Annotated in this window: 29 protein-coding genes; 2 read left to right on the top strand and 27 right to left on the bottom strand. The window is 34.0% G+C overall.

Features of this window, described 5'->3' with window-relative positions; translation table 11 throughout:
• Nucleotides 1-12: 12 nt before the first annotated feature.
• From OEA66_RS12155 to OEA66_RS12055, 21 genes are all read right to left on the bottom strand, one after another.
• Nucleotides 13-1737 carry a hypothetical protein gene (locus OEA66_RS12155; protein ID WP_267281626.1) on the bottom strand — a complete coding sequence of 575 codons (1725 nt, stop codon included), beginning with the start codon at nt 1735-1737 and terminating at the stop codon, nt 13-15.
• The gene (locus tag OEA66_RS12150) at nt 1727-2362 is read right to left on the bottom strand and encodes a hypothetical protein (RefSeq protein WP_267281625.1); all 636 of its coding nucleotides are present in this window, start codon (nt 2360-2362) and stop codon (nt 1727-1729) included. Before OEA66_RS12150 ends, OEA66_RS12155 begins: the two co-directional genes overlap by 11 nt.
• Nucleotides 2352-2696, bottom strand: coding sequence for a hypothetical protein (locus OEA66_RS12145; protein ID WP_267281624.1), 345 nt, complete (start codon nt 2694-2696; stop codon nt 2352-2354). The genes OEA66_RS12150 and OEA66_RS12145 overlap by 11 nt, the downstream gene beginning before the upstream one ends.
• An 11-nt stretch (nt 2697-2707) precedes the next feature.
• The gene (locus OEA66_RS12140) at nt 2708-3307 is read right to left on the bottom strand and encodes a hypothetical protein (protein WP_267281623.1); all 600 of its coding nucleotides are present in this window, start codon (nt 3305-3307) and stop codon (nt 2708-2710) included.
• Nucleotides 3307-4158 carry a hypothetical protein gene (locus OEA66_RS12135; RefSeq protein ID WP_267281622.1) on the bottom strand — a complete coding sequence of 284 codons (852 nt, stop codon included), beginning with the start codon at nt 4156-4158 and terminating at the stop codon, nt 3307-3309. Before OEA66_RS12135 ends, OEA66_RS12140 begins: the two co-directional genes overlap by 1 nt.
• A 465-nt stretch (nt 4159-4623) precedes the next feature.
• The gene (locus OEA66_RS12130) at nt 4624-4863 is read right to left on the bottom strand and encodes a hypothetical protein (RefSeq protein ID WP_267281621.1); all 240 of its coding nucleotides are present in this window, start codon (nt 4861-4863) and stop codon (nt 4624-4626) included.
• 45 nt (nt 4864-4908) lie between these two features.
• On the bottom strand, nt 4909-5100 hold the full coding sequence (locus OEA66_RS12125) for a hypothetical protein (protein ID WP_267281620.1): 192 nt from the start codon (nt 5098-5100) through the stop codon (nt 4909-4911).
• Entirely contained in the window at nt 5060-5344 is a 285-nt protein-coding gene (locus OEA66_RS12120; RefSeq protein WP_267281619.1) for a hypothetical protein, read from the bottom strand. Before OEA66_RS12120 ends, OEA66_RS12125 begins: the two co-directional genes overlap by 41 nt.
• 16 nt (nt 5345-5360) lie before the next feature.
• Nucleotides 5361-5582: a hypothetical protein gene (locus tag OEA66_RS12115; protein ID WP_267281618.1), complete on the bottom strand. Its 222-nt coding sequence runs from the start codon at nt 5580-5582 to the stop codon at nt 5361-5363.
• Between the two features lie 252 nt (nt 5583-5834).
• Nucleotides 5835-6056, bottom strand: a complete 222-nt coding sequence (locus OEA66_RS12110; protein WP_267281617.1) for a hypothetical protein — start codon at nt 6054-6056, stop codon at nt 5835-5837.
• Between the two features lie 26 nt (nt 6057-6082).
• Nucleotides 6083-6469, bottom strand: coding sequence for a hypothetical protein (locus tag OEA66_RS12105; protein WP_267281616.1), 387 nt, complete (start codon nt 6467-6469; stop codon nt 6083-6085).
• Nucleotides 6470-6471: 2 nt separating this feature from the next.
• Complete coding sequence (locus OEA66_RS12100) at nt 6472-6927, bottom strand: hypothetical protein (RefSeq protein WP_267281615.1); 456 nt, start codon at nt 6925-6927, stop codon at nt 6472-6474.
• Complete coding sequence (locus tag OEA66_RS12095) at nt 6920-7798, bottom strand: hypothetical protein (protein ID WP_267281614.1); 879 nt, start codon at nt 7796-7798, stop codon at nt 6920-6922. Before OEA66_RS12095 ends, OEA66_RS12100 begins: the two co-directional genes overlap by 8 nt.
• Nucleotides 7799-7806: 8 nt before the next feature.
• A complete protein-coding gene (locus tag OEA66_RS12090) occupies nt 7807-8700 on the bottom strand; it encodes a DUF6712 family protein (protein ID WP_267281613.1) in 894 nt (297 codons plus the stop codon).
• Nucleotides 8700-10091 carry a hypothetical protein gene (locus OEA66_RS12085; RefSeq protein ID WP_267281612.1) on the bottom strand — a complete coding sequence of 464 codons (1392 nt, stop codon included), beginning with the start codon at nt 10089-10091 and terminating at the stop codon, nt 8700-8702. Before OEA66_RS12085 ends, OEA66_RS12090 begins: the two co-directional genes overlap by 1 nt.
• Nucleotides 10088-10378 carry a hypothetical protein gene (locus OEA66_RS12080; RefSeq protein ID WP_267281611.1) on the bottom strand — a complete coding sequence of 97 codons (291 nt, stop codon included), beginning with the start codon at nt 10376-10378 and terminating at the stop codon, nt 10088-10090. Before OEA66_RS12080 ends, OEA66_RS12085 begins: the two co-directional genes overlap by 4 nt.
• Before the next feature lie 66 nt (nt 10379-10444).
• Entirely contained in the window at nt 10445-11272 is an 828-nt protein-coding gene (locus OEA66_RS12075) for a hypothetical protein (RefSeq protein WP_267281610.1), read from the bottom strand.
• 11 nt (nt 11273-11283) lie between these two features.
• Complete coding sequence (locus OEA66_RS12070; protein WP_267281609.1) at nt 11284-12099, bottom strand: hypothetical protein; 816 nt, start codon at nt 12097-12099, stop codon at nt 11284-11286.
• A gap of 42 nt (nt 12100-12141) precedes the next feature.
• Entirely contained in the window at nt 12142-14289 is a 2148-nt protein-coding gene (locus OEA66_RS12065) for a hypothetical protein (RefSeq protein ID WP_267281608.1), read from the bottom strand.
• A 32-nt stretch (nt 14290-14321) separates the two neighbouring features.
• Entirely contained in the window at nt 14322-15194 is an 873-nt protein-coding gene (locus OEA66_RS12060) for a S49 family peptidase (protein WP_267281607.1), read from the bottom strand.
• 118 nt (nt 15195-15312) lie between these two features.
• Nucleotides 15313-15462: a hypothetical protein gene (locus OEA66_RS12055; protein ID WP_267281606.1), complete on the bottom strand. Its 150-nt coding sequence runs from the start codon at nt 15460-15462 to the stop codon at nt 15313-15315.
• Between the two features lie 142 nt (nt 15463-15604).
• Between OEA66_RS12055 and OEA66_RS12050 the strand changes: the two genes are divergently transcribed.
• Together OEA66_RS12050 and OEA66_RS12045 are read left to right on the top strand one after the other, a co-directional pair.
• Nucleotides 15605-17437 carry an acyltransferase family protein gene (locus OEA66_RS12050; protein WP_267281699.1) on the top strand — a complete coding sequence of 611 codons (1833 nt, stop codon included), beginning with the start codon at nt 15605-15607 and terminating at the stop codon, nt 17435-17437.
• The gene (locus tag OEA66_RS12045) at nt 17434-17706 is read left to right on the top strand and encodes a hypothetical protein (RefSeq protein ID WP_267281605.1); all 273 of its coding nucleotides are present in this window, start codon (nt 17434-17436) and stop codon (nt 17704-17706) included. Before OEA66_RS12050 ends, OEA66_RS12045 begins: the two co-directional genes overlap by 4 nt.
• Before the next feature lie 2 nt (nt 17707-17708).
• Here the strand turns inward: OEA66_RS12045 and OEA66_RS12040 are convergent, their stop codons facing one another.
• The 6 genes from OEA66_RS12040 to OEA66_RS12015 all read right to left on the bottom strand — a co-directional run bounded on the left by OEA66_RS12040 (nt 17709) and on the right by OEA66_RS12015 (nt 23467).
• Complete coding sequence (locus tag OEA66_RS12040) at nt 17709-17960, bottom strand: hypothetical protein (protein WP_267281604.1); 252 nt, start codon at nt 17958-17960, stop codon at nt 17709-17711.
• A 291-nt stretch (nt 17961-18251) separates the two neighbouring features.
• On the bottom strand, nt 18252-18689 hold the full coding sequence (locus tag OEA66_RS12035) for a lysozyme (protein WP_267281603.1): 438 nt from the start codon (nt 18687-18689) through the stop codon (nt 18252-18254).
• On the bottom strand, nt 18686-19252 hold the full coding sequence (locus OEA66_RS12030; RefSeq protein WP_267281602.1) for a hypothetical protein: 567 nt from the start codon (nt 19250-19252) through the stop codon (nt 18686-18688). The genes OEA66_RS12035 and OEA66_RS12030 overlap by 4 nt, the downstream gene beginning before the upstream one ends.
• Nucleotides 19218-19769: a phage holin family protein gene (locus OEA66_RS12025; RefSeq protein WP_267281601.1), complete on the bottom strand. Its 552-nt coding sequence runs from the start codon at nt 19767-19769 to the stop codon at nt 19218-19220. The genes OEA66_RS12030 and OEA66_RS12025 overlap by 35 nt, the downstream gene beginning before the upstream one ends.
• A gap of 111 nt (nt 19770-19880) precedes the next feature.
• Entirely contained in the window at nt 19881-20984 is a 1104-nt protein-coding gene (locus OEA66_RS12020; RefSeq protein WP_267281600.1) for a hypothetical protein, read from the bottom strand.
• Between the two features lie 104 nt (nt 20985-21088).
• A complete protein-coding gene (locus tag OEA66_RS12015; protein WP_267281599.1) occupies nt 21089-23467 on the bottom strand; it encodes a hypothetical protein in 2379 nt (792 codons plus the stop codon).
• Nucleotides 23468-23508 lie beyond the last annotated feature (41 nt).

Here is a 23508-nt window from a genome sequence, read left to right as displayed (position 1 = left end):
AATATACTGAAATCAATGACTTGTAGGTGCATGAGATCTGTTTGAAATGTAAGTATCTTTCATCACCGCCATATATTTAGGACGGCAGATATAATACTTGAATGCGTCACTCATGTTTGTGGACCACATCGGGCGACGCTCCATTGCTATACTTTCAGAAGTTTTGTTTTTGTGAATTCTATTGACTCCATTCCTGTCCGGCTTTATGATTTGTTTTGCCACTTCCATTGATGATTTAAGATGCTTACACTGGAAGAGATCTATCGCTATTTTAGGAAGTTTTGAATTTGTTTCGCTCATCATCATTTTCATAAGATTAAATTCTTCTTCCTGATAAATAGTCGGCTGACCGATGCTCATTAAATTGACATTCCATTGAAGATTTCTTGAAACTTTTTTATTATCTGATTCGATTGCATTCTTTAAAGCATTTGCCCAATCCCTTTTTGTTTTAGCATTAGCATTTCCGGAACGGTCATAATAGAGATCAAAAGTTTTATTTCCGTGACTTTTGTAAAACTCCCGGAACTGCTCTCCTATTACCGTTTCACTTTGCTCCAAAGTGTGAAAATCTTTTAATATTCTCTGAATCCAATTCTGTTCCTGACCGGTAACCAGAGAAATCATATCTCCAAAATCAGCACCTCCCTCTAATTTCTGACGCTTGTTAATATATTTAAGTCCATCTGAAGTCATTGCTATAGGCTCACCAAAACCAAACTGATAACAGAAATCCAACAAAAGACCGTCATCATAGAAGTTTTTGGCTGTTAGGTATGGATAAAATTTTTCACCTTGCTTAATCTCGTGTTTCATCGTTAAAATAGCAGGTCTAAATTGCTCAGGACCTAAACTTTTCAACTGACCTTTGAAATAATCCAGCTGAAGAATATCAGCATTTGCAAAAGTTGAAACCATCGCGAAAAGCGTAGAATTAATTCTAACTTTTGCTAAGCGCTGATTCCATCGATGCAGTAATTTTTTTTGACGATTGTATTCTAATTCATCTTTCTTGATATACGCCTTTACTAAAGCTTTTCTAATTTCATTAACAATTAACGATGCCTGAACAACAGTTTTAATTTGTTCCGGATCCATATTCTTTTCCTGGTCTAAAATCCAATCATATTCATTTGAATTTAGAATATTGGGCATATCCGTTGTGAATGTTTTACCAAGGTAATAATGACTGTGACCAAATCTCATTTTCTCACCACGGACTGCAGGAAGTAATTTGTCTAATTTATTTTTATCCTGGTATTTTACTTCATCTCCGAAAGCGTGCTGGTAGGAATCACCCGCCATTGACGAGATTATATCCATTGATGCCAGCTTAAAAAAGCATCCATTATACCATGAAATCGTGTGCTTATAGCTTAAAGGTTTCTTGTAAGGTTTTGCAAAACTTGCCGGAGGTCTTTCGTTTGTAACATAATGAACACCTTCCTTCATTCCCATATCGTTCCAACCTTTAATCATGGAAGGAATAGTATTTGACAATAAATTGGTGTAATAATCTCCGGTAAAGGCAAAATACGCTCCCGCCATTCCTTTAATTACCCTAACAGATCTACGGGCAATTATCTGAGTTGTTTTACCTGTAGCACGACCACCGACAATATACAAGTTTGTAGGATCTATGACTTCCACAGCCATACCTATCGAATTTACATACTGATATTCTGCAGCTCCATTGTAAGATCCGTTTGGTTTATCAAAAATTCTGTTAGACGCCATTTCTAGGATTATTTTCAAAATTCAGAAATCGTAACGGGAATTGGTCTACTTCAGCTTTAGCAGCCTCTTTGATTTTTTCCGGAACATCAGGAAGCCCATCGATAAAAGCGGCCAAATCATTACGAGAAACAGGTTCCTCACCAAACATTCTAATATCTGTGGTAAGAATCTGAACTTGCTTCATAAGATCTTCTTCCATTTCTCCGATTTCTTCTTTATCCAAGTCAAGAACTACAGCCATTTCTTTTAAAATCAGAACTGAATCCTTGAAGTCTCTGGCGGTTTTAGACACACGAATAGCAGCTGTAAATGACTTCAGCATTTTATCAGCAATTAATTCCTTCCACGTTTTTTTTGATAATTGATTTTCTGAAGCAAAATATGTGAGCGCATCATTTACAAGCTTCTTAGCTTGAAACCTTTGCATTTCATCAACTATTACCAAGTGCTTTATGATAGATTCCAGATTAGGAAATTCAAACATCCTTTTGTACATGCCCCAAATCTTTTCGAGCAAAAGCATATAACTAGCAACTTTTGGAGGTACGTTTTTAGGATCTCCAAATTCCAACCATTCAAGAAGATCTTCTAATTCAAAATCGTCAAAATCGTATTTAGTCGCCATTGTTGAATATTTCGTTTTTCAGTTCCTCAAGCTTTTGCTCATCCCAGATTTTATTCATCTGCTGCACTGCAGTAAGATTTCCTTTTTTTGCATTTTCCAAAACGCTTTTTTGGACAACTGCCTGAGCGAGAATTACACCACGGTAGTAGCTTTCAAAAATCGGAGTGCCTTTGGTTCTGAAATCCCGAAGAAACAATCTTTTATTTGCCCCTATTGCGTCAGCAATAATATTGGCTGCTTTACCAACTGAAGCCAGCTCTTCAACAAGAGACAGCTGCTCCGGAGAAAGCACACACCAAATAGTAATTGGAATATTTGTGTTTTCGAGATTCATGGATATTAGTTTTAATTTATTCGAAAAACCACTTTGCAAGTAGAGAACAATTCTTTTCTTTTTTCGTAAACCTGTCGGGAATTCACAAAACAATACTGCTCATAACAAGCATTATCTCCCCAGTTTCCGGAACCTTCAATGTTGTAGTAAGAATTTTCTGTCTTGCAAAGTGTAAATTTTGAGTGATTCCAAGTATAAATTACGGAAATCAAGGAGTTGGAATTTGCCCAGCTGTCAATCGCATCACAAACCTTCATATTTCTATTTCTCATCGAATCGGAAATCAAAAGATTGATTCTTCCAATCTGACCTTTATTGTGAAGCTCCTGAAGTGCTTCAATAACCCGCATTGATACGCTGTATGTAGTAGCATACAATTCTTCGATAAAATAATCTTCAGCAATTCTCAGTAAAAAAGTAATAGCATTAAACTGCTTCATCGACTGCAGGAAAAAAGCTTCTCCGTCTTCCGGCAAACGCTCCATATCTCTTTTTAGATTTTCAACATTTGCGGTGTGCATATTTAAAAACTTAGAGGTAAAGGCGGAATCAAATGACTCCGCCTCCTGGTTATTAGAATTTACCCCGATATCGTTTATATTAAAAAGCATTATTTATCTGCAAACGTGTGATTGAATTCTTTTTTCAATCTTTCTTCGATAAGGCCCTGTTTTTTCTTCCAATATTCCGCAAGAGTAGTTTTACCTGCAGTATTATTTTTACTTACATTTTTCATCGCATTAGCACGATTTTTCACGAGATCAGCTTCTGACATATCGTTTACGTCCTGAATCATTTTCAAGTCTTTCAGAGTTTCATGCTCACCAAGAATTCTTCCCGAATCTCTGTAGAAATCAAGTTCTTTCTTAATGTCCTGATTGACTTCGTAAGCTTCTAAAGCCTCTTTGGCTAATTCGTACAGTTTTTCTTCTGATTGCTCAAGGTTTTCTGCACTGATTATAGTTCCAACAACACCGGCATATTGCCTGTAAGCTGTAATTTTATCAGTAACCAAAGCCTTCAGCTCTATTGGTGTATTTTCATTATCCAGGAAAGGATATTCCTGACGGAATTTCATTCCTTCCAAGACATCCGGATGCTCAGGTAATTTTAATGCAGCAAGAAGACCATTCTCCTTTTTAAGTTCAGCATTTGCCTGATGTTGGTTTTGGATCTCCAGTAATTTTTCGGGCGAAACAGGATTGGTATCAACAATGACATTAATTTCTTCATCATCATCTTCCGCATCTTTGTACAAGACAATTTCTTTGTCTTTGATATGGAATATCTTTTTGATATCATAAATCAATCCCTCCAGTTTACCAGGTGTGTAACCTAATTGGTAGTGATAGACTTGTTTTGCTGTAGCTTCTTTACCATAAATCTCAAGCAATTTATTGTACAGAACTTTTTTCTGCAAAGATTCCTGATCCTGCAGAAGTTTAATTACATTATTTCTCATATGAATAATTTTTAATTATGTAGAATTTTCTGATAAGAATGTAGAGGAATAGAGCGGGAAGATATTTATACAAATAAAAGACTGTTTCAAATTCCACTCTCCACATAATATGAATGAAAATTGCGATGTAATAAATCATAAAGATTAAAACAGAAAATAAGTCTGCAAAAGCAAATAAGCATGACTTTCTGTAAATAACAGCATCTTTGTTTTCCTTATTTTGATTGTGTAAAACACCAAATTCGAAGAGAATAAAAACAGATAATCCTGCAAATGAAATTACATCATCGTATAGATTTATAAAAAGCATTAATGAAAGCAAGAAAATCTGCAGGTACTTAAACCTCTTGTGCCAAACATTCATATTTAAATTTTTGACAAACCTATTGCGAACGCCAAAATTTTATTGTGACGCAAAAAAGCTCCGGAAATCCGAAGCTTTAAAAGGTTAAAAATTTATGCAGTTTATTTATAAATATAGTACAATTCCAAACTTAATCCAGTTTCAAAATTAACAGTTAATCTTCCATATTCAAAATCACAAAAACCATCTTTATCAATTGTAGTTTTTGGACCAATAAAAGACCATGATGAAATTTGTGATTTTCCTAAATTGTGAATCATCAATTTATAGTTATAATCTTCTTCATCAAGAAATTTAATTCCTTGAATATAATCTATAAACTTACTACGGATATCGTTCATAAATCAAAAATAAAAAAATCCCGACAATAAAATCGGGATTCATAATTAAACTTTTTTTTCTTCATAAAACTCAGCTTCTTCATAAGCGTGAGTGACATACTGATCATCATCTACAAGAACCATCAACTGCCCTTGTTTTCTCCAGAGCGATCCTGCGTCTACAGGAATACCTTGCATAGAGATGAGATCATTGTAATTACGGTAAAAATCCATTTTTGTAAGAATTTCGTTCGTCAATAATTTCTAAAAACTCCGGAGAACCGGAAGTAATTTGGTTCAAACATCTGAAATGCAAAATCAAGTTTAAGAATTTTACTTTTTCAGAACCTTCCGGAAGACCCTCATACGTTTTTTGCAAAAGAGCAAATACATTATCAAAGCTTCCAAAATTTTCGAAGAGCATAATGTTTAACTCTACCATTCTCTGCTCTAGATTGTTGATTGGATGCGCTTTTTCCGGCATTAAAAAAATCGTTTTCATTGTAGTTTATTTCATGTTACAATGAAAAATACGGAGTATTGTACTTTCTATTATACCGATTAATCGCATTTTCCTGCGCAAGATCCTGGCTACTCCCGTAGGCGTAAGTTTTTCGATCAGTGTTATTGGAAATTTTGGCTAAAAATACGCCGTTGAAATTCTGAAAAACAATTACTAAATCTTCATTGTTTTGTTTTACTGTAGCTTCTTGAGCTGTCTGTGTTGTTTGATTTCGCATTTTTTTTATTTTTAAAAGTTATCCTCTAAAAAAGCCCACAGAATAAGGCATAAAAAAACCTTGACTTTCGTGGGAGTCGCGAAACCAAACAGATCCGAGGATAAGTTTTAACCACTACTTGCCAAGGCAGGCTTGTATAATCGTAAAATAATTATTGGATAATTTAGAGACTTATCCTAACGTCTGTTTGATTTCGCTTCAGCAAAGATGCAAACAATTTTTCATCTGTGCAAAAAAAATCTCAATTAAATATTAATTGAGATTTTTAAGTTCTGGAGCTTTTGCGCGTAAATCTGTTTTTGCTTTCAGAAACCTATCTATTCCTTCCAACAAAGCTTCTTCCTGTTTATCAGTGAAAGTTCTTTTAGGATCTTTCAATACCTGTCTGATGTAATCATACTTGATAGTGCACATTTCGCAGAATCTTTTTAATTCTATTCCGTCGAAAAAATCGATGTAAAATTGTTTTCCCATAAAACAAATATACAAATAAAAGTTCGTTATATAGAACTATTGTTTTGTAATTCTGATTTAATATCTGCAATTATAGAATCTGAGAGGCCATATGTCAGTTCCTTCAGTGTAGCATCATATTGCTTCATGATGATGGTATTATGCACAGCAAATACTTTTTTACGATTGTATTTAATTTTAGATCTGGGATAGGTTAATCTTTTCATATCAAGGAAACGAAGCAAACCTTTATGTTTATAAATCATCGAATCTTCAGAAACTTCAAATGATCTCTTGGAATAACTTTTATCTGAGAAATCAGGCATATTTTTGTCCTGAGCATTCGAGATAATATCTGCACGCTTTTTTAAAGTACGCTTTACAAAGGCACTGAAAATTATTTTTTCATTATCTCTTTCTCCAATTAAATCCATTTTTAAAAGTCTTGGTATTTTTCTTCATCAATCTCAACAACATAACCATTACACTGAGATTTCTTTGAAATCGGATATACTTTCAAAGAATTATAATCTAAATCCATCGAGAGGCAGTTTTCACCATTTACACCAAAAAAATATGTTATCATCTTTCTTGCAACCAATAATGTTCTTTGAAAAACATCAATATATTCTTCTTGAGTCTTAAATGTTTTGTAATCTACTTTTTCCATCACAAAAAACTGGAGAAAACTTCTGATTCCAGATTCGTCTTCTTTTCCAAAACCATCATAAGATGGAAGTACAACACCTAAAAGCATATTCTCTTTGCCACTATGAGAAGTAAGCTCCAATGACAATTCATCATCATCAACAACAAACTTAACAGATTTTATTTCTGAAACGCTTGTCTTCATTTCAAAAACTTTTTCGCGCAACGTATTTGGATCAATCATGAGATGTATTTTTATTTCGTTGAGCTTCCATTTCTTTTTCTTCTTTCATATTTCGCACAGTCAAATCATACATTCTGATCAAAACCATAAATGCATCACTTTCTCTCAGATCATTTAAAGTTCCAAAAACTCCACTTTCAGCAAGCTGAAAAGAAGTAGATCTCAAACCGATTGATTCATGTTCTATAGTAACAGCATCAGTAGAACCACCGCTTTGAAATAGTATCGTTAAATCAATTTCTTTTCCGTCAACCATAATCTCACACTGAGTTGTAAGATAGTTGAAAAACGAGACGAAGAGCAGGTAAAAACCATACACATAGCGAACATCAAGATATTTAAAGAATACTACTCTTTTATCAATATTTACCGCACTGTACTTTTCTCCAGGTCTCAAATAGAAAATTGAAAAAAGCTTGAGTAAGCATTCCATATCTCCAGTCTTCGTAAAGTTGGCCAATTCTCCCAAACCGTCTTCCATCTGACCATAACTCATTCCGGAGAATGAGTCTTTTGGCCCTACAAAAGTCATCGCTTTATATTTCATTGACTTTACAGGATTATGAATATAATCCTGAATCAAATGCATTTTTCCTTCTTCGTCGATTCTAAAAAAAGAATCCAAAAGCTTAGAACACATCGTTACATTTTCCATCTTAGCAGTTTGAGCACTTTCTAATTCGTTCTTGCTAAACTCCATATTCATAAGACAATACAACCCGTGAGCTCGAAAATCGGTTAAATTAATATCTCCTAATTGATACAGCAAAACCAACTTACTCATATCAAGATACTGACGGCGATCACACTCACCCATATTTTCAGGAATGTAAACCGTTTTATCTATTTCTAAAAATTCTAATAAATGCATAAAGTATTTTATAGAGTTACAAATCCGTCGTTTTCATCAAACTTATTCGAGCGAACCTTAATAGGTCTTAAAGTTAATTTTTTCACTTCGTTCTCGAGATCAATAAGTAAATTATTTAACTCATTATTATAATATAAAACTGACGCTTCGATATCGTAACCGGTTGCCGCTTTTTTATTTTTCTTTTCGCCTTTCATTGCGCCTTCAGGGAACAACTGTACAGATAGTTTTTTTATTCCGTCTGCCATTGCAAAATATACACAACAATTCTGAATCAGTGTATAAATGTAAGTGGTTTTGTTTTCTTTAAATTCCGAAAACCTCGCACCTGTACGGTTGATAATTTCCCGCTGTTCAAAAAGCTTCAGGGATGGTCCTAATTTATAATACAACAAATAGGAATCGTTGATATTTACATATTTCTGAAATTCATCTAAGGAGAAAACGAAAAGACCTGTGAACTGCTGCATAAAATCTGACTGTTCCATATCATTTTCCATAATAAAAATGATGAGTTCATTCACGATATCGTAATAAGATTTTTCCAGTGCTGCATCAGACTTATCAATCTGCCATTCCCAAGGAACCCTGTTATGTTCATCATTTCTGAAGGAGCGACCTTGAGACGTAAAAGCCAAATCCGTCAATGGAGCATAATTCCTAAAAGCGTCCAGCGCAATTGCATATCGCGCCATTGAGCAGAATTCATCTTCTAAATCACCATCTTCATATTTATCAAAAGCTAACTGATAATTATCTTCACCTATAATTTTCATTACCTTTCTAGAAGCCGTTCTAAGATGTTGCCAAATATGATTGATATTAATGTCCGCATCATTAATGCCTAAAACCTCTAAAACCTCAGAAGCGTCAGGAAGATTTTTATTAAAAAGTATTTCCATTACACATTATTTTTTACGCGATCCTTAGAACTCTGATCTTCCTGCTTTTGGGCTTCCTCATGGTAGAAACCTAATTGTAAACCTTTTTGCGGAAAATTAATTTTCAATGCATGATTAGCGGATCTAGTCACTACCATCTCCGGAACCTTCACTCCAATCAATTTAAACATAGTGTATGCGTAGAGTTGTTCGGATCCGGAATCAGCTTTACCCGCATCAGTTATACCACCTAAAGACTTATGAATCCCGACCGCTGCGGATACCGCTGAATCCGCCTTATCTGCAATCTTTATTTGAGTTTCTACAAAATCTTTAATATTCTGATCGATTGGAGTTACTTTCCAACCTAATTCTACAAGATTATTTCCTTCCGGAGACAATATATTTTTAGTATGCCAGATTTTTCCAGCTTTAGCGTCACCGGAAAGCGTAGAAATAATTGATTTGAATAATTCTTTTTCATAATCGTCTAACATTTTTTCATCATACGTTTCATTTTTTGCGGAGCACTCATCCTGAAGCTCCTTTCTTTTATCATCCCAAAATTTCGCCGGAGAAGTAATGTGATATTTTGCATTAATACTGTTTTTTGCCAATGCTTTCAGAATCAACGGAACCGCAGTTGCTCGATTAATCCATTCTAAGGCACCAAGAATTGTTGGAATTGCATAATGATCAGTAGCAAAAGAATATAATTTTGAATAAAAAACCGATATCGGATTTTTGGTAACATTTTTTGCATCGAATAACGGATAATCTCTATAACCGTTAGGCTGAAAAGCTGTCCATCCATCAGACACCAATGCATGAGTAGCTTCAGGCGAATCTTTTTTTCTAGCCAAACGAGCCCAAAGCGGATTGATATGCTCCAAACTATGAATAAATGGCTTACCGAGTCTCGTCGATTTGGCATTAATCATTTTTGTAAAACTACCCTGCATAAAGTTTACATCCTGAATTGTCTTTTCAAGATATGTATTTACATCAAAATCATCTAACCAGCTTTGAACTTCCGGATCATGCACCCATTCTCTGGTTGGTTTACCGTCTACATAAATTGTCTTGAATAAATGAGGACCCTGACCCCAAAGCAACTGCTGTTTTTTTTCCATCACTCCCGGAATGTTGGGATTTCTGTAAATAGTATCTCTAAGCAGCTGCGGCATGTCATTATATAATCCATACGGCAATAATTCTAAACCATCTACAAAAGTGTAGGTCTGTGACCATGAATGATAACTGGACATTCCGTTGCGCGGAGTATCATAGTCGATTTCTTCAACCTGATAAGAAAAACACGTAGAAGGCGTAGAAACAACAGCATGTTTACCATATTTTTCAACTGTCTCAACTTCGACAACTGCACTCTTTTTAAATCCTATTTCACTCATGGTCTCACTTTTATATCATTTAATTGAACCAGTAAAGGGTAGTAGAACTGGCGACGCTCACCTGATCTGATCCTTGAAAAACTGACTAAGATGTCATGCTTTTTACTTTGATTTCTGCGATATCCTTTTTCCAGAGAAATATCATTTTCAGTTTTAAAACCTTCAGACTTTTTTTCCGTCTCATTATGAGAAAGATATTTAATTGAAAATGGAATGCATTGCCTTGAAAGCTCACGCATAATTTCCAAAGCTTTAATCGGAGTTATAGATATTTCTTTCTCTGTCATGGTGCGAAAATAAAATGCGCCACAACAAAAAGTTGTGACGCATTGAGAAAAATCTATTAACCTATTTTATGTTCTCCATCTTTCGATCAAGACAATTTTAGAGGCCGTCTGATAAACCTCGAATGTGATTGTAGCTCCGGAAACAGCTTTCCATTGTAAGCCATCTTTTGTAATAATCATTACATCTCCAGCTAAATCTTCAGAAATGGTACAAGCTTTCGCGACCACACTTTCCTGACCAATGAATGTTACCTGAGTCTCTGTAATATCTTCTAATGAAGTAATATCTAGAGCCTGAGCAGTCGCTGTAATTTTTACTTTCTGAACAGAAGATAATTCCGTAATAGCAGCTGTGAAATCCACTTCAGTATAAGCCTGCTCCTGAGTAGGAAGAGGACCATTGTAAATGAAGTAAACATATTTGCTTCCAATTTCCTGCTCAAAAGTGAATTCGAATTTTTTACCATCTTTGCCACCTTTGTGAGTTGATTTGAAAATCAACGGCGCACAAGGCCTTCCTAATACTTTCGTATTATCTGACGCCTGACATCCTGGAATGAAAACGATAAATTCTTTATCCAAATTATTTACAGAAAACTCTAAAGCCTCTAACTCATCACCCGGGTGAGTTCCCATAAACTTCACTTTATGAGATCTCGAATCCTGATCACCCTGAGATTCGTAAGAGTACTCCTGTGACGAAGATGTAATGTAGATGGGCACTAAGCCTTTTCCTTCTTTAAAGACCGGCTGACCTACCAACAATACATTATTACTGTTTGGGTTCGGAAAAGACACAAGGTCTTCAACAAGCGCCAAATAAGCGAATCTTCCCGCATTAATCGGGGAACCTGCACCTGTAGCAGGTCTGTTTAGTTTTTTTAAGTTGTACATGATTATTGTTATTAATTTCTTTGAATTTCGATAAGCTTCGTCTGAAAATCACTTGTTACAAATGATTCTAAAATGATTGAATTGCCTTTGATTGATTTCCAAGGTTCATTTTTTCTTAAAATAATTTTAGTTCCGGTAACCATCGTCATATAACCACCCATTGAGGTATCATCACCGATCAGGATAATTCTTTTGCCAGGTTCAGAAAAATCTGAAACACTGCCATCGGTAAACATAAGATCTGATCCCGCTTTAACTTTATAAACTCCTGCAGGTGGTAAATTTCCATTATCCGGATTCCACTCAGAAACATTTCCTTCCGCAAACAAATTTCCTGTATAATGTAAATAGACGTCGTCTGATGGCATTTCCTGCTCAAATGTCATATCGTATTTACTACCGTCCTTATTATTTTTATGCGAAACTTTAAAAGTTAACGGAGCATCCGGAGTTCCCAGAACCTTTGATTTGTTGCTGCTAATTCCTTCCGGAATTGCAACGATAAAATCTAAATCATGGTTTTTTTTTGAAAATTCCAGAGCTTCAAGTTCAGTTCCTGGGTGAGTTCCTATAAATCGGACTTTAAAAGCCCTGTTATCTTTGTCACCAACACTATCAAAAGCATATTCTTGAGAGGTATTCGTAACATAAAGCTTTACGACAGTTGCGCCTGCTTTTAATACAATATCGCCAAGCAATACAACCTCAGTCGCATCAACCGGAGGAAAATACACTATATCATCTGCATAATATAAATACGCAAACCTGGAACGTTTTCCCGGGGCACCGACACCGACTCTACCTTTATCAAGAATTTTTATAGTCACAGTAATTATTTTAAGAAAAGGCTTCCGGAGAAGCCTTTATTATTAACCTCTAGAAGTTTCGAACCATACTCCTTCAAATTTTCTCAACTTGATAAACTTGGTATCGGAGTCAAGAACCGCATTAGACGTTACATTGATTGTACTTGTATCTGAAACTGTCAGAGCATTTTCAGATCCGAAAATCGTAAGTTCCGCACCTTCATTCCCTCCTTCAATGCTTAAAAGAGTTCCTGCAGCTGAACCTTCATACTTCTGTACAAGACCATCTGAAAGGTCTATAGCTAAGTCATTAAATGTTTTCACATTTGCAACAATACCAGGGAAACTTGTGGTTCTAGCAAGCTCTTTATAGGTTCCATCAGCCTGCACAACCATTGTTAAGGTGTACATTGTTTTTGGATTAAAATCCGCAGTAAGATCAAGATTTCCACCATTTCCACCAGTTTTCATCTTGATTACAGAGTTTGTTTTCATTTGCTGATTTCCTGTAATTTTTACTACGGTTCCTGCAGGAAGTCCGGTAAGTTTTAAAACATCTGAAATCAGTTCCGGATGAACGTGAATTTTATTGTAATTAAGTTCAATTGGCGAAGACATCGGGCTACCGAATAAAGGAATAGTTACCGTATCATTAAAGATAGGAGCGTCATTTACCCAGATGAACTGAGCTAATCCTTTAAATTCTGAATTTGGTAATTCGAATCCTGAGAATACGAAGGCACAACCGAATCGGTAATCAGCATGAATGAAAGTATTTCTTTTCAGTTCTTCCATTCTATATTTTTCTTTTTCTTCCGGAAGATATTCCAGGATCTCAATGTTATCATCAGATGTGATAAGAATAAGATTTGTTCCTTCCAAGTCTGGCAAACCATAGAAAGGCAAGTTTGGATAACCATCAATATAATTGATTTCATTACCGCTGTAATCATTATTCTGAGAATTGATATGCTTATAATTATCCTTGACCTTCACAATATTTGAAGGCGCCATAATAATTCTTCTGCCACTTGCATTTCTTACCGGCAACGGCAAGCTCTCAACCATACCTTTCACATACTCATAAGCATTTGCAGTGATGAACTGTCCTAATGGAGATACATACTGAACAATAGTTTTTTTGATATTGATGAAGGAGTACAGTTGGTGAAGAATTCCTGATTGCGCATTCAGATAATGACCTTTAGACTTAATTCCGGCAGGTGTAGGAACAAAAATTCCTTTAATCGCACCCTCTCTATCTTCCTGTCTTGCTTTATCAGAAATTTTCTTTAACAAGAATGCAATAAAAGTGTACTTGTAAGGCGATGAACCATCCATTGTATAAATCGAAGCCAACCATGAGTTCTCCAATTCCTGCAATTGATATCCGGTAAATTCAAGATCAATTTGAATTCTATAAATTCTACGCTTTTCAGCTGCTAGAAATAATTCAAAACCTGGCGCCCAATCCGGCTTTCTTGCCTGAGTAACATTTGAAATATCCATCACAGCATCTTGAACCTGATCTACAACTCCGAATCTCTTTTCCCAAAATTCAGGAAGACCATATTTTTCTACATAAAGGTCTCTGATAAAATCAGGATTCTGAACCTGATATTCTTTTAAATCTTCATTCAGCCTTGTAATTGTACTTACATCGGTAAAGTCAGTTTTTCCTGCAGTTTTTCCTGCAGCTCTGGCATTCCAGTTTCTTCCTTCGAAGTTAAATAATTTACCTTTAGCTTCCGGCATTGCACCGAAAAGCTGAACAGCTGTAGACAATGATGCTACCAGGGCTGTACCTACTAATGTTTTTTTCACGATTGATTTGATTGACGCTTCACTTTCCGGCTGCTTTGATAATTCCGCAATTACAGCCTGCTGTTGCTGAACAACTGCAACCGGATCAGCGACAGGTTTTTCTTCAGTAGGTTCTTCGGTCACATTACCTGCAAGTAGATCCAAGATATTTTGCTTCTGAGCAGTCTTAGCATCTTCAGAATCTTTTTTTGCTTTAGCCACAACCGCTAAATGAGCATTAAGATTCTTCATCACATTTGCATGAAGCTCACCAGGGAATTCTGACTTTAATGTAGCTTCCTGCTCTACGCTAAATGCCAACGCTCCCTTGTCGTCAACCGGCAAATCTTTTAAACTTAAAGCCGATAGTACATAGGCGACTACGGCCGAATAAATTGGTTTTTCCATTGGTTATTAATTTTATTTAAATTGATTTTATTTTAAGAAGCCTGTTGTAATTCTCCCAGAGCTCTGGCAAGTTCAAATGCTTTTTTCTCATTACCGATACTGTGAATCATTTTGAATGCGAGAGCTTCATCAGCAGTGAAATTATCAGCCGCAAAAATTCTAGGATCAGAAGCTATTTCAGTGAAAGCCGATTTAACATCAGCAACAAATGCATCTCTGATAGGTTTTAGCTCTGCCTTAAGTCTCTTTTTAAATTCTTCATCTTTTCCTGCGTAAAAATCCTGCATTGCCTGATTTTTAAGTTCAGAACCTGGAGCATTTATAATCATTACTTTCAATCCTTCTTTTGCCATGGCTTCACGAGCATCTAAAAGAATGCACGTTGCGCCTAGTGATCCAAATCCTGATGAGATATTTCCTTTAGCCATCACATGATCGGCAAGAAGACAAGCAATCCAGTAATGAAGAGAATAACAGTCATTCGCCAAAACAACAATAGGCTTTCTCTTTTCAGACTTAAATTCGATGAAAGCATTGATCGCAGCAACAGCACCTCCGGGACCGTCGATCTCAATAACTATAGCTGAAACTTTATCGTTGTCATTTAGCTTTCTTAAAGCATAGAGGTAGTCGTCGGCGCCATAAGTACACATATCGCCATAAGTAGACATTGGACCGGTCATCATTAAATAACCAACTACTTTTTCTTCAGTAGTTCCTGCCATTCTTCCACCACCAACATTTCCATTATCATAAGAAGCTCTGAAGGCAACACGATCAAGTGGCTGCCCAACAAATTCTCCGGAAATGTATTTGTTGGCTAATTTTTCATACTCAGCAACATTGGCGAAATTCATCAGCCATTTACCGCGCATAATCTCAAAAACAAGTGAATTTGTATTCATGGTAATTTTATTACCGCAAAGATGTTTATGAGCAAGAAAAAAAGTTGTGACGCAAAAAAGCCACCTGTTAGGTCAGGTGGCTCAACTTCAATTGAAAATGATCCGAGTTAAACGGATTTTAGTTTAAACGTACTGCAGATTTAATTCTGACGTTATTTTGTGTATAGTTACTATTTAAAGTAATATTTAATTTTTCTAAGGCTTCTTGAAAGTCATTAGCTTTTATTAAAATATTTCCTGAACCGTAATCTAAATGGTATTCTATCATTTTATTTGTTTTTGTTGATACAAAGATATTTCGATAATATCTTAATTCCTTACGGAAACCCGTAAGGAAATTAAAAAAGTTTTTTTTTATAATTAAAAGGGAAAATTATTAATCTTTATATTTAGCAAAAAAAACAATATTGATGAATTTCAGAAGCGACATTTCATTTTTAAGAGCATTTTCTGTTATAGCAGTAGTACTTTATCATTTCAAATTTGCCTTTTTTAACGGTGGTTTTATAGGTGTAGATATTTTTTTTGTTATTTCCGGATATCTAATGACAAGAATTGTCTTAAGCAATTTTGAAAAAAATAATTTTAAATTATTAGAATTCTATCAAAAAAGAGTTGTAAGAATATTTCCAGCACTTCTGGTAATGACAACAATTTTTGCAGCGATAATTTACTTTTTACTACCTACGCAATTCATCAACTATTTAAAATTATACTTTTCGAGCATAGGATTCTTTTCAAATATCTATTATTATCTTAATTCCGGATATTTTGATTCGTCGTCTCAATTCAATATTTTACTCCACACATGGTCATTATCTGTAGAATGGCAATTTTACATGATTTACCCTTTAATTTTACTCATTGTTAAAAAGATATATCTGAATAATTTAAAGTTATTTAGGGGAATATTTATCGCAATTATCGCATTATCTATCGTTTCAATGATATTTCATTCAAGTTTTGATAAATCATTTTCATTTTATATTTTTTATCCGAGAGCCTGGGAAATGATGATTGGCGGCCTTGCTTTTTTATTTGAAAATAAAGCAAAGAATATCAATAGGAACTTAAAGTTTGGTTTAGTAAGCTTTTCGCTTATTATGATTACTTACATGGTTTATTCCGTAAACGAGCATTCTTGGCCGTCGTTATTAACTTTAATTCCAGTTTCTTTGACCTCATTAATATTATTGTTGAACATTGATGTTAAAATATTCAGAAATAAGCTCATAAAATTCTTCGGAGACATATCATATTCACTATATCTTTGGCACTGGCCTATTTACGTTTGCAGTCTTTTTTTTGGTTTAAATGATAGATTAAGATACAGAGTAGCTTTTATCTTCATTTCAATAATTTTCGCAACCTTATCATATTTTTTAATTGAAAAGAAAAATTACAATAGAAAATCTAACGTTATTTTAATAACAACTTTGGTTTTATTTAGTTTGTCTTTTTCTCTTTCAAAATTAAATCCAAAATATCTATTTGAAAAGTCTGAAGCAAAATTAGTCTATGCAGCTTCAGAATATAAAAGCAGCTCAAACACTTACAAACAATACAGTTCTCGAAATAGGCACTTAATGCATGATCAATCCTTGAAAGATTATAAATTCATAAAACCAGATAAATCAAAAAAGAATATTTTATTAGTTGGCGATAGTCATGCAGCAATGTTTTCACAGACTTTAAATGAGTTAATCAACAATGATAATTACAGACTAATTCAGACTACAGCTGATGCTTCCTTTCCCATAATTAATTCTGAAACAATTTATAAAGGACCGAAAGACTTTTTTAACTTCTTTTATAAAAATTATTTCCCAGAAAATCATGACAAAATAGACTTGGTACTAATATGCAGTTTTTACAGTGCTTACTCAAAAGATGACTTAACAAAAAAAATCGACTTTACAGAAAGCTATTTTAAAAAATACAATACTCCAGTTATGTATCTTGGACAAACTGATGTTTATCCCTTGGATTATCCAACTTTGTATTATTTAAAAAATACTTACGATATTGAAAAACCTTCAGATAATAATACAGCGGAGACAAACGAATTTTTAAATAATAAATTAAAAGATAAATATGTAGATCTCCTAAGTTTAAAAATAAAAAAAGTTGATGAGTCTGGAGAACCATATATGTTTGACACTAACCATTTAACTTTATACGGAAGCGAACAATATAAAAAAATATTGAAAAATAAAATATATTCAAAAATTAGTGGATTATGAAACTCAAAGCAATCATACGGGAAGATGTCAAAGCTTCAGATAAAACAATAATTGTTGAATTTGAAGGCGATGAGAAAAAGCAACATTTTGAGGTAAAATGCTTATTCAGCCCTTTTTATTTAGAAATGAAGAAATGGGAATCGTGGATTTTAAATATAAAAATGGAAAGCGAAATTTTCGAAGATCCGAAAACCGGAAAGAAATCTTATTTTACACATTTACTGTGCAAAAAAGCAACTTTGTTTAATTCACCACATAGAAAAGTCTAAAACTATTTAAATCCGTAAACCACTAATTCTCGTGTATAGGTAGCAACATCAAGATGAGTTAATGTTTTTTCTTGAATGCTCAGCAAGATTAAATTTATAATTTCTTCCTTTTTACTTTCGTCAGAAGTTGTACTGTAAAGCTTATCAAAAAGCACTTCTATTTCTTTTATTAATCTTTCTGTTTCCTCAGAATTATTTTCCTCCATTGCCGAAACATACGACATCAGAAATTCTGTAAGATGCTTTATATTCATTTTTGACTCTTTGTAATCCATGATGTAAATATAATAAAAAGCCCCAACTCGTGGGGCATAGATAAAATAGTAAAATATTTAATTTTTCAGCTAAAAATTATTTTTGGTAATTTTTTACATTGAACTTCAGAACAATTTACCCATTCTCCGTGATTATCAATTAAATATTTCAGATCGTAAATTCCATCTTTTATTTTATGTTCCGTGAATGAAAAACATTTTACTAATCCTGTATTTTTACAAAATGGACATATTTTTTTTTCCGTATTTTTTTGTTTTTTCATGACTAATTTAAATAAAATATAAATCAGCTTCAGCTTTTCTACGTCTGATTAAGCCATTCAAAACCTTTCCACCTGCAGTAATATATCTTGAAGTAAACCAATCTTTTATGATTTCAGGATTTGTTTTTTTATTGATTAAAGAAAATAAAGTATCAGATCCTCCTGTGTTGTAAGTATGTGATACAAGAGCATCAAATTGATTTTGCGTGAGAGTGATTTTAACTTTACTCTTAACTATTTTTTCATAAGTTGGTAACACAGATGAAAATAATTCGACTCCTTTTTCTTTACTGATTGCTGGATCTTTCAAGGTTACCTTTTTGCCTCCTGGATAATAGGTATTTCCGTAACCAATTGTCGGAATTCCTGCTGAATCCAAGTAGGGTTTAGAACTGAATCCTTCAAATGATAAAATTAAATTAATTCCTTTTTGTGAAGTTTTCATTTCTTAAAATATTTATAGGTGAAAAAAATGAATAGTAAAAAGACCACAACAATTGTAATAACAATCCAAGTTCCGGCTTGAAATCCCCTTGAAGTAATCTCGGTGGTTTTATTTTTTACGACTGCTGCAACATCTTTTATAGTTGCTTTTGAAACTGCTGTTTTGGCGAAATCCTGAATGAAATTGGATGATTCTTCATTTTTTGTTTGAAGGTTTTCTTCGGAATATTTTTTATAATGATTGTTAATTGAATATTCTGCATTTCCAATGATAGAAATACTTTGAATAGTATCTTTTCCAACTATGTTATGATATACTAAAGGATTTAAAGAATCGCTTTTCCCTTTAATGATAATATCTCCGGAAAAATCGTCAACTTGCTTTTTAATTACCTGATCAGTAATCTTCTTTGTTTCTTCATTTTGGACGCTTTCCTTAACCGAATCAATTTTAATTCTTTCGATTTCGGTTCTATCTTCTTTCAAAATAGAAATAGCTTTGGTTTTTGTCCTACATCCGAGTAAAAAACTACTCAGGATTATTAGATATATTATCTGTTTCATTTGTAATATTTTTAAGATTTAAATCATTAATATCTAAAGTCTTGTTGAATTTTTCAAACTTCTTCAGAAATGCCAACGGAGGAAATTTACCGTTTGTTATGATGCCAATATTTACCAAAGCATTTCCTGCAGGATAAATAAATATCATAATCTTTGTTGCTACTTTAAAGTAGATGCTGTCAAGCTCTGCATCTGCTATTATCTGAATAAATGCTTCGGTTAAGAAGTAAACCAATATGATTAAACCAACTTTTTGACAAAATCCGATGATCATATTTTTCGGAGAAAAAGTGTTGAATTTCATGTGCTTCCAAACTCCGGCAACTAAATCGGCAATAATGGCTACACCAAGCATGAAAATAAAAATGTAACTTTCCAAATACCACCCTGTAAGCCTCTCAGAAATAGTCATTCCTACAGCAGGAACCACCGCCAACTGAAATGACGACCACATTTTCCCACCAATACCACTTGAGTGTATTGAAAGGAGATTCTTTATTATAAATTGCTTAATCATTTATTTAAATTGAGAGGTGAGCTATTTATCAACAGCTTCAAAAGTCATAGTAATTCTAATTACTATTCGACCTGTTAATATTTTTATTAAGTTCTTAAACATTGCTTAATTTTAAAAACTTGTAGCTAAGTTGGTTCCGACAGCATCTTCCAATACAACTCTTTTTATGCTTACACACCCGTTCATATTAATTGGATTGTCGAAATTCTTATAAGTGTTATTTAAAATACCATTTCTGCAATTTTGTAGATTTATCGCTCTGTTAAGCGATGGTGACAATGTTTCTAAGCAACTAAAACTATTGCCTTGAATATTGATTTCGTCACAATTGTAAATTTCAACACACTCTGAATTATTATTCTGTAAAACTTCAAATTCATTACCGATAATGTTAATGTGTCGGAATCGTAAAGCATTGTAAGTTGAACGATATTTGATTGCTCCTTTTTTGAAATTCTCAAATGAGTTTGCTGAAACTAAAAGTATTACTGTCATATCAGGAATGTCTCCTAAAATTGAATAATCAGAAAAAGCATTGAATTTGTTAGCTATTATTTTAAGTCCTCCACTTCCTTTTTGATAAATGTGCGAAACTGTATTTCGACCAGGAACCAATTCGTTATAAAATCTATTACACATAATTGTACTATCACCTTGGTCTCGGTGCTGTGCACAATCTATATATAGATTATATCTAACTGATGCGTTGAAATTATTATCGAAAATAGTTAAATGACTTGCTCCATCTGCAAATACATTGTCGTAAAAGCCTGTAAATGAACAGTGCGAAATATTACATCCTATTGCCGTATCTAAGCCATTATTACTGTTAGGTACCCCTTGAAATCTAATTGCTGACCCTGCTGTAGGTGCTGTGGTAGATGTGTTATTGAAATGAATACCATTAAAGATAACTTTTTTCCTTGCTGGCAAAACGAACATTTCTAATACTGGAGAATCTGTGTAAATTAGAGATATATACCTATCTACTACAGTAACAGCACAACCTAAACCTACAAAAGATATATCTTTAGTGATAGTTACTTTAGTGCTAATTTTGTAACCTTTTGAGCCCACTAAAATTTGACCTGTTGCACCCATTTCGCTTTGAATACGATTAATAGTTTTGCCATAATCATTATTATCTGAATCTTCATACCATAAATCTAATGGGTAAACTCCCATTAGATTTTTAAAAAAATCTTTAATTTCCATAATTAATAGGTTTTCCGTTTAGAGTTAATACTATACCATTATAGGTAAGAGAATTAGCGCCACCTTGTGACATTGCTAGTAACATTTTTATAATTGCACTCATTTTATAATGTTGTTGATTTACCCTCGTTTCCTTCATTGTAAGTTCCCGATAGGGCAGAATCAAAAATAGTCTGCCACTCTACCCCATCTTGTGAAATTTCAGTTTTTGTGAATTTAAAGGTTAGATTTTGTTTATGAATCACTTCAATTAATGTAGCAACAGTCAATGCTCCCATGTCGATCATTACCCAATTTGAATCGTTTGTGGGATCTGAAACACTCCCGGCGACATATTTATCGGTAAGAGTTCCGTCTGTGACTTCTTCAAGTCCTACGGTAAACCAAGCGTAATTTTGAGGAACAAAATTTGCTGAGACTGGTTTTCCGATAGCGAGATTGACACCGTTACGCCAAACCCCGATATGCCTCCAAGTCGGATGCGTAGTTAATGGATTATCAACGCCACACCAATCACGAACGTATCTGAAAGCCCTACCAATTGTCGAAATAAATACTCTTCCTGTAGCACGATATAAAATGTAAAATTCACCAGTATTTTGTAGCACAGCGCTTTCATTGGAAATAGTTATCCCGTTCACTTTATAAATGCCAGTTATAACTAATTCTAATGTTGCTCCAAGTGGTAGTTTTACGTTCACTTCTTCTCCATTAGCTGAGCCATAGTAAGCATTTTCTGTGTTGTATAATTTCACATTCCCTGCAGGAAGATCTGTTAGGATATTTTTTCGTTGAAAAATTTCGTTCTCAACCATTCTAGTTATAGTTGGAGAACCATATGTCGCTGGATTATTACTATTAATCTTTATATAGCCATTACCAGAGGGAGTATATTCATATGTTTTAACACCACTAAAAGTACCGGCAAGAATTAAAGTTTGATTTTGTTTATTGACATCAAACCAATAGATATATGCTAAATCAGCATCAGTACCGAATTTTAATATTATTTTTTTTCCGGCAAAAACTTCTATAAATCCTGAGCCTCCGAAATTAGGTCCATAATTTACTGATCCCCCGTTTGCCGTCCATGACAAATACATTGATAAACCAATGTCTTGAATCTCTTCATGAAAGGCTAAATTACTATCTAATAATGCCATTGTAGGAGCTGATTTATTATCAGAATAATCCCATTCGTTTTTATTAGCACTACCTAATGAGTTCCATTTACTAGAAATTCCTGGCACCTCATTAATTGCAGCAGTTTGACCAGTTCCCAATTCCCAAATAGAATTCTCATGTGTTCTTTGTGCTGGACCAGTAATAGGAAATAAGGAGCCGATGAAAGAAGGAATAAATTGAGTTGCTTTAGGGATTTCCTTTGAAATACTTTCCCAATTAGCACCGTTAAAATAAAACTCAGTGAAGAATCCGTCAATTGATTTGAGATCATCTTGATTTGGATAATTAGTACCAAGATTTGCAGAACTTAATTTTGGAGTGTACCAACCAATCTTCCAACCACTTACTGGTTCTGGAGTATCTGGAGAAATCATACCGTGAGAATCCGAAATATAATCACCTTTCAACATAATAACTTCCCAACCCGTTGATGTTTTAAACTGGATTTCGCTTCCGTTTCTTTTTATAGATCCAACTTCGTCCGGACTTCCACCGTCAGAGATAATCAATCCATCAGTTTTTATATTTCCTACAACTTCTAAAGCTTGTGAAGGATTGGTTTTATTAATACCTACTTTAGCCAAACCAACATTGCTGAAGAAATTCAGAAAGAAATTTTTGAGATTAAAACTTCTGTTTTCATTTAATGAAATATCACTATTTCCTAAATTCTTTCCATCAGAACCTAATAAGGTTCTTAAATTTTGTTTTTGAGCCTCAGTCAAATTTGAGCCGTCCAGCTTCAAATAATATTTAAGGTGTTCTAAAAAATCTCCCATGTCTACGTCGATATTTTCATTAAGTGTTACTAGCCCTGTATATAGTTGATAGACATTCTCAGTGCCTATTTCCTGCTCGAAAGTGAATATGAATTTTTGCGAATCTTTGTCGCTTTTGTGAGATGATGTAAAAACTAATGGCGCATCCGGAGTTCCCAAAACTTTTAATCCAACCTCGCACGATGGTATAAGAACTACAAATCCTTCTTCCAAATAATTTTTTGAAAATTCCAAAGCTTCAAGTTCAGTTCCTGGGTGAGTTCCCATGAATTTCAGTTTAAAATTTTTCGAATCTGAATCACCTCCAGTTTCGTAAGTATATTCCTGCGCTGCGGGGGTGATGTAGATTTGGGCCATTCCGGTTTTATCCTTCATCACAATATCATCTGTCAATGCAACTCCTTTATAATCTGCTTGAGGAAAAATCCGTATATCATTGATATGAGCTATATAAGCAAACTTATTTTTAGGAGCAGTTGAGCCGCTGCCGTTTACTTTTTTCAGAATATTAAACTTCATATTCAGTTATTAGTTTCCTGCAAAATTTCAGAAAACATCAT

This window comes from Chryseobacterium luquanense (assembly GCF_026460945.1).
Taxonomy (GTDB): Bacteria; Bacteroidota; Bacteroidia; order Flavobacteriales; family Weeksellaceae; genus Chryseobacterium; species Chryseobacterium luquanense.
Note: the sequence above shows the minus strand (reverse complement) of the source record. Positions and strands in the feature narration are given on the sequence as shown.

Bases quoted from the DNA above. Each gene is read 5' to 3' on its own strand.
- OEA66_RS12155 (WP_267281626.1), bottom strand. From the start codon at position 1,737: ATGGCGTCTAACAGAATTTTTGATAAACCAAACGGATCTTACAATGGA.
- OEA66_RS12150 (WP_267281625.1), bottom strand. From the start codon at position 2,362: ATGGCGACTAAATACGATTTTGACGATTTTGAATTAGAAGATCTTCTT.
- OEA66_RS12145 (WP_267281624.1), bottom strand. From the start codon at position 2,696: ATGAATCTCGAAAACACAAATATTCCAATTACTATTTGGTGTGTGCTT.
- OEA66_RS12140 (WP_267281623.1), bottom strand. From the start codon at position 3,307: ATGCTTTTTAATATAAACGATATCGGGGTAAATTCTAATAACCAGGAG.
- OEA66_RS12135 (WP_267281622.1), bottom strand. From the start codon at position 4,158: ATGAGAAATAATGTAATTAAACTTCTGCAGGATCAGGAATCTTTGCAG.
- OEA66_RS12130 (WP_267281621.1), bottom strand. From the start codon at position 4,863: ATGAACGATATCCGTAGTAAGTTTATAGATTATATTCAAGGAATTAAA.
- OEA66_RS12120 (WP_267281619.1), bottom strand. From the start codon at position 5,344: ATGAAAACGATTTTTTTAATGCCGGAAAAAGCGCATCCAATCAACAAT.
- OEA66_RS12115 (WP_267281618.1), bottom strand. From the start codon at position 5,582: ATGCGAAATCAAACAACACAGACAGCTCAAGAAGCTACAGTAAAACAA.
- OEA66_RS12110 (WP_267281617.1), bottom strand. From the start codon at position 6,056: ATGGGAAAACAATTTTACATCGATTTTTTCGACGGAATAGAATTAAAA.
- OEA66_RS12105 (WP_267281616.1), bottom strand. From the start codon at position 6,469: ATGGATTTAATTGGAGAAAGAGATAATGAAAAAATAATTTTCAGTGCC.
- OEA66_RS12100 (WP_267281615.1), bottom strand. From the start codon at position 6,927: ATGATTGATCCAAATACGTTGCGCGAAAAAGTTTTTGAAATGAAGACA.
- OEA66_RS12095 (WP_267281614.1), bottom strand. From the start codon at position 7,798: ATGCATTTATTAGAATTTTTAGAAATAGATAAAACGGTTTACATTCCT.
- OEA66_RS12090 (WP_267281613.1), bottom strand. From the start codon at position 8,700: ATGGAAATACTTTTTAATAAAAATCTTCCTGACGCTTCTGAGGTTTTA.
- OEA66_RS12085 (WP_267281612.1), bottom strand. From the start codon at position 10,091: ATGAGTGAAATAGGATTTAAAAAGAGTGCAGTTGTCGAAGTTGAGACA.
- OEA66_RS12080 (WP_267281611.1), bottom strand. From the start codon at position 10,378: ATGACAGAGAAAGAAATATCTATAACTCCGATTAAAGCTTTGGAAATT.
- OEA66_RS12075 (WP_267281610.1), bottom strand. From the start codon at position 11,272: ATGTACAACTTAAAAAAACTAAACAGACCTGCTACAGGTGCAGGTTCC.
- OEA66_RS12065 (WP_267281608.1), bottom strand. From the start codon at position 14,289: ATGGAAAAACCAATTTATTCGGCCGTAGTCGCCTATGTACTATCGGCT.
- OEA66_RS12060 (WP_267281607.1), bottom strand. From the start codon at position 15,194: ATGAATACAAATTCACTTGTTTTTGAGATTATGCGCGGTAAATGGCTG.
- OEA66_RS12055 (WP_267281606.1), bottom strand. From the start codon at position 15,462: ATGATAGAATACCATTTAGATTACGGTTCAGGAAATATTTTAATAAAA.
- OEA66_RS12050 (WP_267281699.1), top strand. From the start codon at position 15,605: ATGAATTTCAGAAGCGACATTTCATTTTTAAGAGCATTTTCTGTTATA.
- OEA66_RS12045 (WP_267281605.1), top strand. From the start codon at position 17,434: ATGAAACTCAAAGCAATCATACGGGAAGATGTCAAAGCTTCAGATAAA.
- OEA66_RS12040 (WP_267281604.1), bottom strand. From the start codon at position 17,960: ATGAATATAAAGCATCTTACAGAATTTCTGATGTCGTATGTTTCGGCA.
- OEA66_RS12035 (WP_267281603.1), bottom strand. From the start codon at position 18,689: ATGAAAACTTCACAAAAAGGAATTAATTTAATTTTATCATTTGAAGGA.
- OEA66_RS12030 (WP_267281602.1), bottom strand. From the start codon at position 19,252: ATGAAACAGATAATATATCTAATAATCCTGAGTAGTTTTTTACTCGGA.
- OEA66_RS12025 (WP_267281601.1), bottom strand. From the start codon at position 19,769: ATGATTAAGCAATTTATAATAAAGAATCTCCTTTCAATACACTCAAGT.
- OEA66_RS12020 (WP_267281600.1), bottom strand. From the start codon at position 20,984: ATGGAAATTAAAGATTTTTTTAAAAATCTAATGGGAGTTTACCCATTA.
- OEA66_RS12015 (WP_267281599.1), bottom strand. From the start codon at position 23,467: ATGAAGTTTAATATTCTGAAAAAAGTAAACGGCAGCGGCTCAACTGCT.